This is a genomic window from Achromobacter sp. Root565 (genome assembly GCF_001427425.1).
Taxonomy (GTDB): Bacteria; Pseudomonadota; Gammaproteobacteria; order Burkholderiales; family Burkholderiaceae_B; genus Achromobacter; species Achromobacter spanius_D.
On the sequence record NZ_LMGO01000001.1, the window covers coordinates 3,466,123 to 3,481,060 of the forward strand.

Here is a 14,938-nt window from a genome sequence, read left to right on the forward strand (position 1 = left end):
GACGGCCAGTGTCGCATCAACCCCGCAGCTATCCCCGCAGTTATCCCTTCAGCAGCGCCTGGATGTCATGCGTCAGGGCATCGACCCCGACATTGTTGTTGGCCAGCACGCGCGATTCGCCCTTGCCGTCCAGCAGGTAGAACGCGGCCGTGTGGTCCATCGTGTAGTTGCCGTCCTTGGTGGGCGCCTTGGCGTAGTACGCCTTGAACGACGCCGCCGCCGTCTTCACCTGGTCGGGCGTGCCGGTCAGCCCCAGGAATCGCGGGTCGAATGCCGTGACGTACTGCTTGAGGACCTCGGGCGTATCGCGCTCCGGGTCCACCGAGATCAGCAGCACCTGCACGCGATCGGCGTCCGGACCCAGCTTCTTCATGACTTCGGTCAGTTCGGCCAGCGACGTGGGGCACACGTCTGGACACTGCGTGAAACCGAAGAACACGACCACGACCTTGCCGGAAAAGTCCGACAGCTGGCGCATCTTGCCGTTGTGATCGGGCAGCTCCATGGCGCGGCCCAGTTGCGTGCCACTGATGTCGCTGCCCTTGAAAACGGGTTTGCTATCGCCGCAGGCAGCCAGGGCGGCGGCGACAGCAGCAGCTGCGCCCAGTCGCAGGGCCAGCCGGCGGCTGGCGGAAAACACGGACATCAACAACCTCCAGGGGATCAGCGCAGCAGGCCGACCCAGTGGTCCACCAGCAGCGCGCCAAACAGCAGCGCCAGGTAGAGAATGGAAAAACGGAACATGCTGCGGGCCAGCTCGTCGCTGTACGCGCGGTAAAGCCGCCAGGCGTACGACACGAACATGCCGCCCAGCACCAGGGCCGACAGCAGGTAGAGTTCGCCGCTCATGCGGATGGCGTAGGGCAACAGCGTGGTCGCCATCAGCGCCAGGCTATACAACAGGATGTGCAGGCGGGTGAACTGGTTGCCGTGCGTCACCGGCAGCATGGGCAGGCCGGCCTTGGCGTAATCGTGATTGCGGTAGAGCGCCAGCGCCCAGAAGTGCGGTGGCGTCCAGATGAAGATGATGAGGACCAGCACCCAGGCTTCGGCCGGCACCGAGTCCGCGACCGCAGCCCAGCCCAGCGCGGGCGGCATCGCGCCCGACAGGCCGCCGATCACGATGTTCTGCGGCGTGCGCGGCTTGAGGATGATGGTGTAGATGATGGCGTAGCCCACGAACGTGGCGAACGTCAGCCACATGGTGAGCGGGTTGACCATGTGGTACAGCACGAACATGCCCGCGCCGCCCAGCAGACCGGACAGGCTCAGCACCTGGAAGGCGGAAATGGTGCCGCGCGCCGTGGCCCGGCGCGCGGTGCGCAGCATGCGGGCGTCGACTTCCTGTTCGATCAGGCAGTTGATGGCGAAAGCGGCGGCGGCCAGCAGCCAGATGCCGATCGTGCCAAACAGCACACGGCGCATGTCGGGGATGCCGGGCGCCGCGAGGAACATGCCGATCACGGCGCAAAACACCGCCAGCTGCGTAACGCGCGGCTTGGTGAGAACGAGGTACTGGCGGAGCAATCCGGATTGAGGAGCGGCAATACTGGTCATAGTGGACCTCATTTTAAACGCGCACCAAATTGGGGTCGTACCGCCCCACCGGCTCGCGGCCGGCCGACGCCAGCCGCACCATCAATACCACCGCCGCCAGCGTCAGGCCAGCGGCGCCCCCATTGTGCAGGACGGCGATCAGCAGCGGCCACTGGAAGAAGATGGTGGTCAGTCCCGTGAAGAGCTGAGCTGCCAAGAGGGCCAGCATCAGCGTGGCCGGGCCGCGCAGGCCGGGCTCGGCCGCGCGCAGCCGCCACGCCAGAATGCCCAGATAGACGAACACCACGAAGGCGAAGTTGCGGTGCACCCAGTGGATCGCCGTCAGCGCGGGCTGCGAGATCATTTCGCCGGAAGGCAGTTCGCCCAGGCCCCGGATTACGGAATAGCCGCCATGGAAGTCCATTTCCGGCACCCATTGCCCGTGGCAGGTGGGAAAGTCCATGCAGGCCAGCGCCGCATAGTTGGTGCTGACCCAGCCGCCTAACGTCACCTGCACCAGCAGCAACCCGAAGCCGACCGCTACCCAGGGTTTCCAGCGCGCCGCCTGGGCGCTTACCGGCAGGTGCGGACGCTCGCGCGAAGACAGCCAGGTCATCAGCGCCAGCACCGACAGGCCGAAGACCAGGTGCGCGGTCACGACGGCGGGCATGAGCTTGTGGGTCACGGTCCAGGCGCCGAACGCGCCCTGCACGCACACGGCGACCAGCGTCGTGATGGCCAGCGCGGGCGAACGGCCCAGTTCGCGGCGATAACGCCACGCCATGTAGACGATGCCGATGATGAGCATGCCCAGGATGGCGCCGACATAGCGGTGGATCATCTCGATCCAGGCCTTGGACAGCGTCACCGGCCCGAAGGGCATGGCCTGCGAGGCCTCGTGGATGTCGCCCATCGCGCCGATCGGCGTGACGCTGCCGTAGCAGCCGGGCCAGTCCGGACAGCCCAGGCCGGAATCCGTCAGGCGCACGAAGGCGCCGAACATGATGAGGTCCAGCGTCAGGAACCAGGTAAAGAAGACGAGCTTGCGATAACGCGCTTTGATGCGTTCCATATTCAAATCAAAAACCTACATTCAACCAATGCGCGAGTTATAGACGAGCTTGCTGATGTCCTTGCGCACCCGCACGCCATCCGCCTCGGCGGGATACTGCATCATCAGGTTGCCCAGCGGATCGATCACCCAGATCGGATCCTGCAGGCCGGGCTGGCCGGCGGCCGTATCGCGCGCCAAGAGGAACCGCGCCAGCTGATCCGGATCCACGCGCACCATCACCGTGCCCTTGTAGGCCTCCAGCACCTTGTCCGGCACCACGGCATCGTCCGTGATGAACCAGACGCGCGCCAGGCGATCCACGTTCTTGCCCTGGCTGGCGTGGCTGTTGCGCGTGATGAAAAGCTTGCGCGCGCAGCTTTCGGGGCAGGCCGCGCCGTCGGCGGCCACCAGCAGCCATTTGCCCTTCAGGCTTTCCAGATCGAAGGGCTTGCCGTCCAGCGTGGTCAGGCGCAGTTCCGACGCCGCGGGCATGGGCCGCTGCGGCGACAGCAGCGTACCGTAATTGCTGGAATCGCTGGGCCACCACTGCGGGTTCATGTAGACCACGAACGCCGCGACGATGGGCGCCAGCGAGCACAGGAACACCAGCACCATGGGTGTCAGCGAACGCTTGACTGCAGGCTTGTTGGTTGGAATGTCGCGAGCCACTTTTTATCCTGGAATAGCGTTGGTCATCTGCGCGCACGCATGCGCGCCTGGGCCTGCTGGTCCACGCGCTGGCGTGAGCGGCGGATGGCGCCCCCCAGCACCACTAGCCATGCAATGGCGGCAATCGCGCCAAAAGCGAACCACTGTACCGCGTACGACGTGTTCTGCTGGAAATCGACAGAGGGCTGGGGCCAGTCGCGCACCAGGCCGTCGTCGACCTGGCCGCCCTGGCTCAGCACCGTGGGCAAAAGATTCAGGCCGGTCGCGCGGGCATAGGCGTCCAGCGGCAGATTCTGCACCTGCGGCACCGCGGCGCCCGCCACCGGCAGCGCCGCGGGCAGGGTGGAGGTTTCCGTGCCGCTCAGCGACCACAGCTCGAACATGCGCGGCACGCGAACGGACAACTCGCCTTGCACGGTCTGCACGCCCTCGGGCGTGGCCGGCAGTTGCGGTTCGCCCTGGCCCTGGATGACGCGCGGCAGCCAGCCCCGCAGCACCAGCACCGCGCGATTCGTGGCCGCATCCAGCAACAGCGGCGTGGCCAGCCAGTAGCCCGGCCGGCCCTCATGGTTGCGATTGTCCAGCAGTACACTGAATTGCGGCAGCCACGTGCCGCTTGCCTGTGCCACGCGCCACGCCGTCATGTCGGCGGGCGGCGTGGACGGCGTCAGCATCAGCGGCGCTTGCTTGCGGCCCGCTTCGATCGCGGCCAGAATGGCGCGTCGCTCATCGCTGCGGCGCAATTGCCATTGCCCCAGCGACACCAGAACCATCACGGTCAGGCCAAGCAGCAGTAGGGCGGCTACCGTGTAGCGGGTGGAATGCGGTCGGGACATCTGTCGTTGCTAAATCTGAATAGTCGGGAGACCACAATGCGCGTTTTCGTCGTTCTGGCCTTCATCGGGATACTGGCCAGTCTGGCATCCGCCCTGGTCTACCTGATGCGGGACAAAGGTACCACCAACCGCACGGTCAACGCGCTGACGGTCCGCATCGGCCTGTCGGTCGCCCTGTTCCTGTTCGTGCTGTTCGCCCATTACATGGGCTGGATCGAAAGCACCGGTTTTAGATAGGCTGCGCGGGTCCCGGTTCCCCGGACCCTGCGCCGCGCCCGCTGGCGCGTCCCGCCAGATGGCCCGAAAGCGCGACGGACGCCGGCTTGCCGCCCGGTCATCCCTTCGCGCTTTCCCGTGCCGCTGCCGCAGCCGGCGCCGCCGGCCACAGCTTGGACCACGCAGTTAGAACCAATACACGAACAGGTAAAGGCCCAGCCACACCACGTCGACAAAGTGCCAATACCAGGCCGCGCCTTCGAAGCCGAAGTGATGGTCCGCCGTGAAATGGCCTCGGATCAGGCGAATCAGGATGACCGTGAGCATCGTGGCGCCCAGGATCACGTGGAACCCGTGAAAGCCGGTCAGCATGTAGAACAGCGACCCGTACGCGCCCGAGTTGAACTTGAGGTTCAGGTCCTGGTAGGCGTGGATGTACTCAAACGCCTGACAGGCCACGAAGACAAAGCCCAGGATGACGGTGGCCGCCAGCCAGAACTTCGTCTTGCCGCGGTGGTTTTCACGCAGCGCATGGTGGGCGATGGTCAGCGTGACGCCGGAGCTCAGCAGCAGGGCCGTGTTGATCGTGGGCAGCCAGAAGGGGCCCACGGTCTGGAAGGGTTCCACCACGCCAGCCGGGCCGAAGTTCGGCCACGCTGCCTGGAAGTCCGGCCACAGCATAAGGCGGTGATCGATGTCGCCCAGCCACGGCGTCGTGATCGTGCGCGTGTACCAGAGCGCGCCAAAGAACGCTGCGAAGAACATCACCTCGGAGAAGATGAACCAGCTCATGCTCCAGCGGTACGAACCGTCGATGCGCTTGCTGTTCAGGCCCGTCTCGGATTCGTGGATGGCGTCGCCAAACCAGTAATACATGACGATGATGACGCCGATGAACCCCACCAGCACGGACCACTTGCCCCAGTCCACGCCGTTGACCCAGGCCGCGGCCCCCAGGCCCATGAAGAGCAGTGCCACGGCCATGCGCACGGGATGGCCCGAGTCGGCGGGGACAAAGTAGTACGGTGCCTCTTTACCTTGAACCGAGTGGCTTGCACTCATGGCTTTCTCCCTGGTACAGATTTAGATTTAGGTAATTCAAGTCAGGCTGGAAACGGCCCAACGAACAATTAAAACCAGCACAGTCACAAAGATTGCCGCTGCCAGCAGCCCGGCCACGATGACGTGGACCGGATTGAGCTTGGCGCTGTCCTCACGGTAGCCCGCGCCCTTGCGCACGCCGAAGAACCCCCACGCCACCGCCTTCATCGTCTGAAGGAAACTCAGCTTGCGCTGAGACGTTTCGCGAAGGTCGTCGCTCATGACCAGGCCTCTAGCCGACGGCCTTGCCGGTCAGCAAGGCCGAACCGCGGATCACCGTCCAGGCAAACACAGCAACGACAAAAACCAGAAGAACCAGTCCTGCGATCTTGTTACGGCGGCGCTGCTCGGGTGTCATTGCTGTGCTACCTGAAACATGGATAGGGATTTACTTCACTTCGGGCGGCGTTTCGAAGGTATGGAACGGCGCGGGCGACGGCACCGTCCATTCCAGTCCTTCGGCGCCTTCCCACGGCTTGGCCGGGGCCGGTTCGCCCTTGCCCATGTAGCAGCGCACGATCGCCCACAGGAAAATCAGCTGCGACAGGCCGAACCAGAACGCGCCGATGGTGGCGAGCTGATGGAACGTCGTGAATTGCGCGGCATAGTCGGCGTAGCGGCGCGGCATGCCGGCCAGACCCAGGAAGTGCATCGGGAAGAAGGTCACGTTGAACGAGATCAGCGTGGACCAGAAGTGCAGCTTGCCCAGCTTTTCGCTGTACATGCGGCCCGTCCACTTCGGCACCCAGTAATAGGCGCCGGCAAACAGCGCGAACAGCGAGCCGGCCACCAGCACGTAGTGGAAGTGAGCCACCACGTAATAGGTGTCGTGGACCTGGATGTCGATGGGCGCCACCGACAGGATCAGGCCGGTGAAGCCGCCCATCGTGAACACGAAGATGAAGCCGATGGAGAACAGCATCGGCGTCTCGAACGTCATGGACCCGCGCCACATCGTCGCGACCCAGTTGAACACCTTCACCCCGGTCGGGATGGAGATGAGCATCGTGGCGTACATGAAGTAGAGCTGGCCGGTCACCGGCATGCCCGTCGTAAACATGTGGTGCGCCCACACGATGAACGACAGCACGGCGATGGAGGCGGTGGCGTACACCATCGAGGCGTAGCCGAAGAGCTTCTTGCGGGCGAACGCGGGCACGATGGCCGACACGATACCGAACGCCGGCAAGATCATGATGTAGACCTCGGGGTGCCCGAAGAACCAGAACACGTGCTGGTACAGGACCGGGTCACCGCCGGCGGCGGCATTGAAGAAGCCCGTGCCGAAGTGGCGGTCGGTCAGCACCATGGTGATGGCGGCAGCCAGCACCGGCATCACGGCCAGCAGCAGGAACGCGGTGATCAGCCAGGTCCAGCAGAACAGCGGCATCTTCATCAGCGTCAGGCCGGGTGCCCGCATGTTCAGGATGGTCACGATGATGTTGATCGCGCCCATGATGGACGACGCGCCCATGATGTGGATGGCGAAGATGGCCAGGTCCATGCCGGGGCCCATCTGCAGCGACAGCGGCGCGTACAGCGTCCAGCCCGCGGCGGTGGCGCCGCCCGGCACGAAGAACGAGGCGGTCAGCATGATCGCGGCAACCGGCAGCAGCCAGAAGCTGAAGTTGTTCATCCGCGCGAACGCCATGTCCGACGCGCCGATCTGCATCGGGATCATCCAGTTCGCGAAGCCCACGAAGGCCGGCATGATGGCGCCGAACACCATGATCAGGCCGTGCATCGTGGTGAACTGGTTGAACAGCTCGGGGCGGAAGAACTGCAGGCCGGGCTCGAACAGCTCGGTGCGCAGCAGGAGGGCCAGCGTGCCGCCCTCAAGAAGCATGACGAACGAGAAGATGAGATACATCGTCCCGATGTCTTTGTGGTTCGTGGCAAAAAGCCAGCGGCGCCAGCCCGTGGGCACGCCGTGGTGGTGGTCATCGTGACCGTGGCCGTGGCCCGGCGACACGTGGTCTACAGTGACGCTGCTCATGATGGACTCCTTCCTGCTGAGTGCCAGCCCCGTCCAACGGGGCGGCAGGGTATCTCTGACTAAACGGAACCGGTTCTACGGTGAAGGAACGGCGCGCGCGCAATCAGCGCGCGGGCGTGATGTCCTTCGGAAGAACCGTCGGGTCCTGCCCCTTGCCGGCATTGCTCCAGGCATGGCGCGTATAGCTGATGACCGCTGCGATCTCGACATCGTTGAGCTGCCCGCCAAACGCCGCCATGGCGGTGCCGGGCTTGCCCTTCAGCACGGTGTTGATCTGCTCCCCCTTGGGGCCCAGAACAACCTTGTCTCCGTCGAGCGGCGGGAAGGAACCGGGAATGCCCTTGCCGTTGGCCTGGTGGCAGGCCACGCAATTCGCCGCGAAAACCTTTTCGCCGCGGGCAACCAGTTCAGCTTCCGTCCACTCTTTATTGGGATCGTCGGCGTTTGCCGCCATCTTCTTCTTTTGGTCTTCAACCCACTTATCGTAGTCGGGCTGCGCCAGGACTTCCACGACGATGGGCATGAAGGCGTGGTCCTTGCCGCACAGTTCCGCGCACTGGCCGCGATAGATGCCAGGCTTTTCGGCGTTGAACCAGGTGTCACGCAGGAAGCCGGGGATGGCGTCCTGCTTCACGCCGAAGTCCGGAACCATCCACGAGTGGATGACGTCGGCTGCCGTGAGGACGATGCGGACCTTCTTGTTGGCGGGGACGACCAGGTGGTTGTCCACTTCCATCAGATAGAACTCGCCCTTGGGCTCGCGGTTCTCGATCTGAGCGCGCGGCGTGGAAAGCGTGGAGAGGAACTTGATGCCGGCGGCCGAGCCGTCCAGATATTCGTAGCCCCACTTCCATTGATAGCCGGTGACCTTGACGGTCAGATCCGCGCTGGAAGTGTCCTTCATGGCGACGACCGTCTTGGTGGCCGGCAGCGCCATGGCGATGACGATGATGAAGGGGATGACGGTCCAGGCGACTTCGACGCCCAGGTGTTCGTGGAAGGTCGCCGCCTTGTGGCCGCGGGACTTCCGGTGCGCCCAGATGGAGTAGAACATCACTCCGAAGACGCCGATGAAAATCACAATACAGATCGTGAGCAGCAACCAATGCAGCCACATGATGTCGCGCGAAATCGCGGTGACGCCTTCATGCAGGTTCAGCTGATTGACCTTCGGACCGCCGGGCATGTTTTGCACCTGGGCACCGGCCACGCCGCCAATCAGCATCGCACAAGCCCCCAGTATCCCTCTCCACTTCTTCATGCTTACCTCGAAATACGGCGCGAAGGCCCATTTGCTGGTGGCGGAAGTCACCGGAATACGGGCAACACGCAATTATTAGATGGCAGGGCGATGCAGGGAGATAGAGCGGCCCTGTCGTTCCCTCTCGAAATCACAAAGAAACTGGCGGATTATAGCGGACGCGCAAACAGATGTAATTTAGTGCTCTTGAATTCATGCGGCCCGCCCCCATGTGCGCTCGCCCCTTGACTGCGGGCCGTAAACCGGGTGGCTTAAAATCGCCAGCAACCTCATCTCCTTGGCGCCACAATGCAAAAGCAGTTGCCCGATTTGTATGCCGCCCTGTGCGCCCGCGCGCAGGAGCCCGCCCCGGAAGGCGCGCGCGCTCTATATATAGCGGGGCGCCGCTGCGGCTGGGCCACGCACGCGGCCTGCGACGCGCTGCGCGATGCGCCGCAAATGCGCGCGGACGACGCCGCACTTCGCATCGGCGAGGGCCTTGCCCCCGGCAATGCGCTGAACACCGTGCTGGAACAGGCCGCGGAACTGTTGCGCCAAGCCAACTGCCTGCGCGGCTGGCGCGATGAATTGCTGGACGTTCTGGATGGCGACGAGGCGCTGGGCGTCATCGAACGCGCGGCCGTGCGGCCGCTGGGTCTGTTGACCAAGGCCGTGCATCTGAACGCGTGGACGCCCGACGGCAAGCTGTGGGTCGCCCGGCGCTCGCTCAGCAAGTCAACCGATCCCGGTATGTGGGACACACTGGTCGGTGGACTGGCGGGAAGGGGCGAGGACTTGGAACTGGCGCTGGTGCGCGAATGCGGCGAAGAAGCTGGCCTGGACGAACCCGACCTTGCGCGCCGCACGCCGCTGCGCACGATCCTGCGCATCCACCGCCGGCTGCCCGAGGGCTATCAAGTTGAAGACGTGCTGACCAGCACGTGCATCCTGGCGCCTGACGCGCGGCCCGCCAACCGTGATGGCGAGGTCATGGAAATCGCGACCGTCGACATCGCGACGGCCTTGCACCATATCGCCGAAGGCGAGTTCACGCTGGAAGCCGCCCTCGTGCTGGTCGAGGACATCATGCGGCGCCAGGCCGCCGGCGACATCTCGATCTGAATCGCTGAACCGGGCTGTGCCCGCGGGGCGGGCCCAGCCACTTCCAATGACATTTGCCGGCACGCGCGCGATGGCGCCCCCGGCAGACTACGTCTAACGGGACGCCGGTTCCGGCGCTCCCAGCACGGGACCGCCTGGCGCGGCGGGGCCCGACGCGTCGGCGCCCGACGCAGCGGCGCCCGACACATCATCGCCGTCCGCAGGCTCGCCGCGCAGCTCACGCGCCGCCCGCAGATCCTCGGCTTGCGGCGGACCGCCGGCGCCCGCCGCTTCTGCGGCTTCGGCCGCCTGCGCCGGACTAGGTCCTGCGACCGGCGCGGGCGTGGCCGCCGCCGCCGCGGAGGCCTGCGAAAACTGCTTCCAGACTTCAATCGCGCGCAACCGCTGTTTGGCCACCACCTGGATGCGGTCACGCAGGTTTTCGTCGCGGGCCAGCAGCGCATGGAAGTCGCGCGAAGACAGCATCAAAAGCTTGCTGTACCCCAGCGACGTCACGTCCGGCGTCAGTTGCTCTTCGCCCAGCAGGCCCAGCTCGCCAAAGAATTCGCCGCTGCCCAGTTCGATCATGGTGTTGTCGGGCAGATGGACCGCCACCGCGCCTGATGCCACGAAGCACATCTCCTCGCCGTGCCGCCCCTTGGTGAGGACCCGCTGGTCCGGCAGGGCCAGGCGCGGCTTGAGCAGCTTGCTGATGGCACGCAGCGAATCGGGCGACAGGCCTTCAAAGAGCGGCACGCGCTTGATGAGTTCGGCCGCGCTCATTTCGATGTCCAGCGGCGGATGCTTGTCGATGTGCGCCCAGCGGCTTTTCAGTTGCTCGGTCAGGTCGGCATAGACTTCGCCGCTGATCAGGAACTGCTCAAGCATGTCGCGGTAGCGGATGCGTTCGAGCTCGCGGGCTACTCGGCCCAGATAGCTTTCCTGCAGCCATTGGGCGTACGACGGATATTGCAGGTTCAGCGCCTGCATGGCGTTTTCGATCAGGTCCAGGCGTCGCTGATGCAGCGACACGATGCGCTGCGTGGCCTCTTCGCCAAGCAGCGGCGTGATCTGTTCGCGGGCAAAGCCGATCAAGCGCTGCGCGACCGACCGCTTGCTCATCAGGTTGGCAAAGCGTTGGCCAAGCTCGCGCGCCAGCCAGCCTTGAAATCCGAATACGTAATGCAGCCGCAGCGCCAGCCGGAAGCCCGTCGAATAGCGGACGTCGGCGGCAATGGCGCGCTCGAAGCCCTCCACGCCGCCCAGCCGGATCGCGTCTTCCAGCCGCTCGGCCCGCGCCAGCAGCGTTTCGGCCATGCGCCAGTCCACGATCTGCGCCTTCAGGATGTCGAAGAACATTTCCTCTTCGCGCTGCGCCACGATGGCCAAGCCAACGGCCACGCGCTGCTCGTCGGTCATCTGGCTGACCCGGCCGTCGTGCACGCTGGCCAGGCTGGCGTCGAACACCGCACGGATGCGGTCGCGCACTTCGTTGCCGATATGCTCGGCCTTGGCGACTTCCTCGGTCTTGCCCTGCAGGTCTTCCAGCGCCACGGCCAGCACCTGGTTGCGGATGGTGCGCTCCACGGGCGACAGCTGGTTCAGCCCGAGCATCCGGATCAGCGGCCGCAAGCTGATGCCGTTGACGAACAAGGTCATCAGCACGAACCCGGTCGTGGCTACGGCAATGAACTGGCGCGCCTCTTCGGGCACGCCGGTCTGTTCGGTCACCGCTAGCGCCAGCGCCAGCGACACGGCGCCGCGCAGTCCGCCCCACAGCATCACCACCTTGTAGGGATTGCTGACCTTGGTGCCCAACCGCGTCAGGCCCAACAACGGCAGCAGTCCGAACACCACAATCCCGCGCGCCACCAGCGTCACGACGAACACCACGCCCACCAGCACCAGTTCCTGCCAATCGGCCGCGGCCATCAGCTTGGGGATCAGCATGGCGGCAAACAGGAAGATGAGGGAATTGGCCCAGAAGCCAAACTGCTCCCACGCGCTGGACAGATGCTCGAAGGTGGTGGGGGACATGCGCGTGCGGCCGGTGGACCCCACCACGAGACCCGCGATCACGGTGGCGACCACGCCCGAGACATTCAGGTAGTGCTCGGAAATGAAGAAGGACAGATAGGCCAGCGTCAGGGTCAGCGTGATCTCGGCCGTGGGAAAGCCGCGCAGCCAGGCAAACAGGAAACAGGCCAGGCGCCCCATCGCAAAGCCGGCCACGCCGCCGCCGATGAAGTGCACGATGAAGTCGTTGAAGATGCCGCTGACGGACAGCTCGCCCTTCCCGCTCAGCACCGCCAGCAGCACGGAATACAGCGCGATGGACGCCGCGTCGTTGAACAGGCTTTCGCCCTCGACCAGCGTGGTCAGTCGCTTGGGCGCGCCCACTTCGCGAAAGATGCCGACCACCGCCACCGGATCGGTCGTGGCCACAATGGCGCCGAGCAGCAGGCACACCACCAGCCCGTAGGGCGAGATGGCGTCCAGCGTTACGCCGACCACGACGGTGCAGACAACCACGGCCACGATGGCCATCATCAGGATCGGACCGATGTCGTCCATCAGCCGCCGCACGTTCATCGACAGTGCCGTCTCAAAGAGCAGCACCGGCAGGAACACCATCAGGAAGGTCTCTGACGAGATCTCAAAGCGCTCCAGCGAATCGAGAAAGTCGCCGATCCAGGCGGGCGCCCAGCCGTGCACGTGAATGACGATCCCGAGCAGACAGCCAACGATAGCGAGCAGCACCGAATAAGGCAGCTTGACGCGGCCGGCCAGGGGCGGCATGAAGCAGACCAGCGTGAGCAGGCCCGCAAGACCAAATACGAGAAAACCAACATCCATGGGTAGCGCCGCGTCCCGATCGTAGTGCGTATGAGAAGTTCCACAAGAATAGCGGCTTTTTTCCGGCGCTCGCGGGCGGGACGTGACGGGAATCGTGGAGAATGCACGTTTCGTTACCCCAATGGACGCTTGCGATACGTGCCGCGCCATGTTTTTTGGGTAATGTGGCATCACGCGAACTTTTGCAGGAGCGGCACGTGGCACGCATCCACACCTTGACCCGGCGCCACGACGCGCCCGCGATGCTCGTCCAGTTGACCGATAGCCATCTTTTCGGCGAGCCCGAAACGTCGATGCTGGGCGTCAATACCGACGCGAGCCTGCGCGCCGTACTGCGCCAGATCGAGGCCGACGGCAAGCATCCCGACCTGCTGCTCGCCACGGGCGACCTGTCGCAGGATGGCGAGGCCGCAGGCTACCAGCGCTTTGCGCGCATCCTGTCCGAATCGGCCGCGCTGGATCGCGCGACCATCCGCTGCCTGCCGGGCAACCACGATCAACCGTCCGTCCTGCGCCAGGAATTGTCCGACTGGTCGATGCCGGTGACGGACGTGGGCGCATGGCGCATCGTCACGCTGGACACGACGGTGCCCGGATCGAACGCAGGCCATCTGTGCAACAGCGAACTCGACATGCTGGAAGCGGCGCTGGCCCAGGCGCCCAACCGCCACACGCTGGTGGCGATGCATCACAACCCGATGCAGATCGACAGCCACTGGCATGACTCGATGATGATCGACAACCCGCAGGCGCTCTTCAAGCTGCTGGCGCGGTTTCCGCAGGTGCGCGTGCTGCTGTGGGGCCATGTGCACCACGAGTTCGACCGCCGCCGCCACAATCTGCGCATGCTGGCCACGCCGTCAACGTGCTTTCAGTTCAGCATCCGCGACGGCAAGCACATCGTCGACAACATGGCGCCGGGCTACCGGTGGATCAAGCTGTATCAGGATGGGTCGATGGCAACCGGCGTGCGCCGCGTGCAGGACGCGCTGTGGCACACCGCGCTGCAAGCGCCAGACAGCGCGCGCGCAGCTTGATCTGTTTGGGGGCTGCGTGCGATATGCGCGCTGCGTTCCAAATGGGGCTGCGTTTTATATATGGAGGCTGCGTTTTGGATGTGCGCTGCGTTCCGAGCGCGCATAAAAAACGGGGCACCGATATGCTAGGTGCCCCGCAAGCATCCGTCTCATAGGGGAGGGGAAAGAGGAGAAGCCGAGACGGATGACAAGACTGCTAACCGAAGTTCGCGGTCTACATGAAGTTAGGCGGCGCCTTCCTCATTAAGTTTCTGCGAACGCAGAAAATTTGCCCCCGAATTTGTATCAATTTATTGGCCACCTGCCGCCAGGGATACCCGCTGCAAGAAGCGCGGATGTCACACGCCAAAGAAAAAGGCCGCAATGTGCGGCCTTTTTCGTGCGCGGAGCAGGAATCACGAAGCGAGGTTGCCGCGCATCTTCTTGAGCGCCGCCGCTTCGATCTGGCGGATGCGTTCGGCCGACACGCCGAACTCTTGCGCAAGCTCGTGCAGCGTGGCGCCGCCGTCGTCCTGCAGCCAGCGGGCTTCGACGATGCGGCGCGAGCGCGGATCCAGCGCTTCGAGCGCAGTGGTCAGGCCGGCGCTTTGCAGATGATCGCGCGCGGCGCGCTCCAGCACGCGCGTGGGTTCCTGGCGGCCCTCGTCGGACAGGTAGGCGATCGGCGCGTAGCTGTCGTCGTCATCGTCCTGGTTTTCCAGCGACATGTCGCGGCCGGACATGCGGACTTCCATTTCGCTCACGTCTTCGTGGCGCACGTTCAGCTCGCGAGCGATGTGGTCGACCTGATCCGGGTCCAGGGTCTGGCCGTCGGGACGCATGCTGCGCAGGTTGAAGAACAGCTTGCGCTGCGCCTTGGTCGTGGCCACCTTGACCAGCCGCCAGTTGCGGATGATGTATTCGTGGATTTCGGCCTTGATCCAGTGCACGGCGAACGACACCAGGCGCACGCCGCGCTCGGGGTCGAAACGTTTGACGGCCTTCATCAGGCCGACGTTGCCTTCCTGGATGAGGTCGGCGTGGGGCAGGCCGTAACCCAGATACTGACGGGCCACGGACACCACAAGACGCAGATGCGAAAGAATCAGCTCGCGGGCGGCGCCCAGGTCTTCCTGGTCGCGCAGGCGGCGGCCGAGTTCTGTTTCGCGATCCGCGGACAACACCGGCAGGCGGTTGACCGCGGAAATATAAGCGTCGATCGTACCGAGAGCGCCCGGATTGGCGATGGCCAACGCCAGAGCGTTGCCGGAGGCGGTCAACGAGGTACTGGGTTGCTTCATAGCGGGGGTCTCCGGA

General features: G+C 64.5%; 15 protein-coding genes. 3 read left to right on the forward strand and 12 right to left on the reverse strand.

Going from position 1 to position 14,938, the window contains the following annotated elements; all coding sequences use genetic code 11:
* Positions 1-40: 40 nt before the first annotated feature.
* From ASD71_RS15380 to ASD71_RS15400, 5 genes are all read right to left on the reverse strand, one after another.
* Positions 41-646, reverse strand: a complete 606-nt coding sequence (locus ASD71_RS15380) for an SCO family protein (protein ID WP_056565523.1) — start codon at positions 644-646, stop codon at positions 41-43.
* 17 nt (positions 647-663) lie between these two features.
* Positions 664-1,557: a heme o synthase gene (cyoE, locus tag ASD71_RS15385; RefSeq protein WP_056565526.1), complete on the reverse strand. Its 894-nt coding sequence runs from the start codon at positions 1,555-1,557 to the stop codon at positions 664-666.
* A 13-nt stretch (positions 1,558-1,570) separates the two neighbouring features.
* On the reverse strand, positions 1,571-2,608 hold the full coding sequence (locus tag ASD71_RS15390; protein WP_056565528.1) for a heme A synthase: 1,038 nt from the start codon (positions 2,606-2,608) through the stop codon (positions 1,571-1,573).
* A 21-nt stretch (positions 2,609-2,629) separates the two neighbouring features.
* A complete protein-coding gene (locus ASD71_RS15395; protein ID WP_056565531.1) occupies positions 2,630-3,205 on the reverse strand; it encodes a hypothetical protein in 576 nt (191 codons plus the stop codon).
* A gap of 77 nt (positions 3,206-3,282) precedes the next feature.
* Positions 3,283-4,095: an SURF1 family protein gene (locus tag ASD71_RS15400; protein ID WP_056565534.1), complete on the reverse strand. Its 813-nt coding sequence runs from the start codon at positions 4,093-4,095 to the stop codon at positions 3,283-3,285.
* 36 nt (positions 4,096-4,131) lie between these two features.
* Here ASD71_RS15400 and ASD71_RS15405 point away from each other — a divergent pair, with 36 nt between their 5' ends.
* Positions 4,132-4,332 (forward strand): twin transmembrane helix small protein, encoded by a 201-nt coding sequence (locus tag ASD71_RS15405; protein WP_056320319.1) that lies wholly within the window; start codon positions 4,132-4,134, stop codon positions 4,330-4,332.
* A 165-nt stretch (positions 4,333-4,497) separates the two neighbouring features.
* Here the strand turns inward: ASD71_RS15405 and ASD71_RS15410 are convergent, their stop codons facing one another.
* The 5 genes from ASD71_RS15410 to coxB all read right to left on the reverse strand — a co-directional run bounded on the left by ASD71_RS15410 (position 4,498) and on the right by coxB (position 8,669).
* Positions 4,498-5,373: a cytochrome c oxidase subunit 3 gene (locus tag ASD71_RS15410; RefSeq protein ID WP_056565536.1), complete on the reverse strand. Its 876-nt coding sequence runs from the start codon at positions 5,371-5,373 to the stop codon at positions 4,498-4,500.
* A 36-nt stretch (positions 5,374-5,409) separates the two neighbouring features.
* Entirely contained in the window at positions 5,410-5,634 is a 225-nt protein-coding gene (locus tag ASD71_RS15415) for a DUF2970 domain-containing protein (protein WP_056565538.1), read from the reverse strand.
* Positions 5,635-5,644: 10 nt separating this feature from the next.
* A complete protein-coding gene (locus tag ASD71_RS28400) occupies positions 5,645-5,770 on the reverse strand; it encodes a cytochrome oxidase small assembly protein (RefSeq protein WP_217467855.1) in 126 nt (41 codons plus the stop codon).
* Between the two features lie 30 nt (positions 5,771-5,800).
* Positions 5,801-7,408: a cytochrome c oxidase subunit I gene (gene ctaD / locus ASD71_RS15420; RefSeq protein ID WP_056565541.1), complete on the reverse strand. Its 1,608-nt coding sequence runs from the start codon at positions 7,406-7,408 to the stop codon at positions 5,801-5,803.
* Between the two features lie 103 nt (positions 7,409-7,511).
* On the reverse strand, positions 7,512-8,669 hold the full coding sequence (gene coxB, locus ASD71_RS15425; protein WP_056565543.1) for a cytochrome c oxidase subunit II: 1,158 nt from the start codon (positions 8,667-8,669) through the stop codon (positions 7,512-7,514).
* A gap of 288 nt (positions 8,670-8,957) precedes the next feature.
* On the opposite strand from coxB, the gene ASD71_RS15430 reads away from it, so the two are divergent.
* Positions 8,958-9,770 (forward strand): NUDIX hydrolase family protein, encoded by an 813-nt coding sequence (locus tag ASD71_RS15430; RefSeq protein WP_056565546.1) that lies wholly within the window; start codon positions 8,958-8,960, stop codon positions 9,768-9,770.
* A 93-nt stretch (positions 9,771-9,863) separates the two neighbouring features.
* Here the strand turns inward: ASD71_RS15430 and ASD71_RS15435 are convergent, their stop codons facing one another.
* Positions 9,864-12,605, reverse strand: a complete 2,742-nt coding sequence (locus ASD71_RS15435; protein ID WP_082578913.1) for a cation:proton antiporter — start codon at positions 12,603-12,605, stop codon at positions 9,864-9,866.
* 197 nt (positions 12,606-12,802) lie between these two features.
* On the opposite strand from ASD71_RS15435, the gene cpdA reads away from it, so the two are divergent.
* Positions 12,803-13,642, forward strand: coding sequence for a 3',5'-cyclic-AMP phosphodiesterase (gene cpdA, locus ASD71_RS15440; protein WP_056565547.1), 840 nt, complete (start codon positions 12,803-12,805; stop codon positions 13,640-13,642).
* A 395-nt stretch (positions 13,643-14,037) separates the two neighbouring features.
* On the opposite strand, the gene rpoH is transcribed toward cpdA, so the two are convergent.
* Positions 14,038-14,922: an RNA polymerase sigma factor RpoH gene (gene rpoH / locus ASD71_RS15445; protein ID WP_056565550.1), complete on the reverse strand. Its 885-nt coding sequence runs from the start codon at positions 14,920-14,922 to the stop codon at positions 14,038-14,040.
* Between the last annotated feature and the right edge of the window lie 16 nt (positions 14,923-14,938).

What these genes read in the sequence shown, in the direction of transcription:
- ASD71_RS15380 (WP_056565523.1), bottom strand. Translation starts at nt 646, where the DNA reads ATGTCCGTGTTTTCCGCCAGCCGCCGGCTGGCCCTGCGACTGGGCGCA.
- cyoE (WP_056565526.1), bottom strand. Translation starts at nt 1,557, where the DNA reads ATGACCAGTATTGCCGCTCCTCAATCCGGATTGCTCCGCCAGTACCTC.
- ASD71_RS15390 (WP_056565528.1), bottom strand. Translation starts at nt 2,608, where the DNA reads ATGGAACGCATCAAAGCGCGTTATCGCAAGCTCGTCTTCTTTACCTGG.
- ASD71_RS15395 (WP_056565531.1), bottom strand. Translation starts at nt 3,205, where the DNA reads ATGGTGCTGGTGTTCCTGTGCTCGCTGGCGCCCATCGTCGCGGCGTTC.
- ASD71_RS15400 (WP_056565534.1), bottom strand. Translation starts at nt 4,095, where the DNA reads ATGTCCCGACCGCATTCCACCCGCTACACGGTAGCCGCCCTACTGCTG.
- ASD71_RS15405 (WP_056320319.1), top strand. Translation starts at nt 4,132, where the DNA reads ATGCGCGTTTTCGTCGTTCTGGCCTTCATCGGGATACTGGCCAGTCTG.
- ASD71_RS15410 (WP_056565536.1), bottom strand. Translation starts at nt 5,373, where the DNA reads ATGAGTGCAAGCCACTCGGTTCAAGGTAAAGAGGCACCGTACTACTTT.
- ASD71_RS15415 (WP_056565538.1), bottom strand. Translation starts at nt 5,634, where the DNA reads ATGAGCGACGACCTTCGCGAAACGTCTCAGCGCAAGCTGAGTTTCCTT.
- ASD71_RS28400 (WP_217467855.1), bottom strand. Translation starts at nt 5,770, where the DNA reads ATGACACCCGAGCAGCGCCGCCGTAACAAGATCGCAGGACTGGTTCTT.
- ctaD (WP_056565541.1), bottom strand. Translation starts at nt 7,408, where the DNA reads ATGAGCAGCGTCACTGTAGACCACGTGTCGCCGGGCCACGGCCACGGT.
- coxB (WP_056565543.1), bottom strand. Translation starts at nt 8,669, where the DNA reads ATGAAGAAGTGGAGAGGGATACTGGGGGCTTGTGCGATGCTGATTGGC.
- ASD71_RS15430 (WP_056565546.1), top strand. Translation starts at nt 8,958, where the DNA reads ATGCAAAAGCAGTTGCCCGATTTGTATGCCGCCCTGTGCGCCCGCGCG.
- ASD71_RS15435 (WP_082578913.1), bottom strand. Translation starts at nt 12,605, where the DNA reads ATGGATGTTGGTTTTCTCGTATTTGGTCTTGCGGGCCTGCTCACGCTG.
- rpoH (WP_056565550.1), bottom strand. Translation starts at nt 14,922, where the DNA reads ATGAAGCAACCCAGTACCTCGTTGACCGCCTCCGGCAACGCTCTGGCG.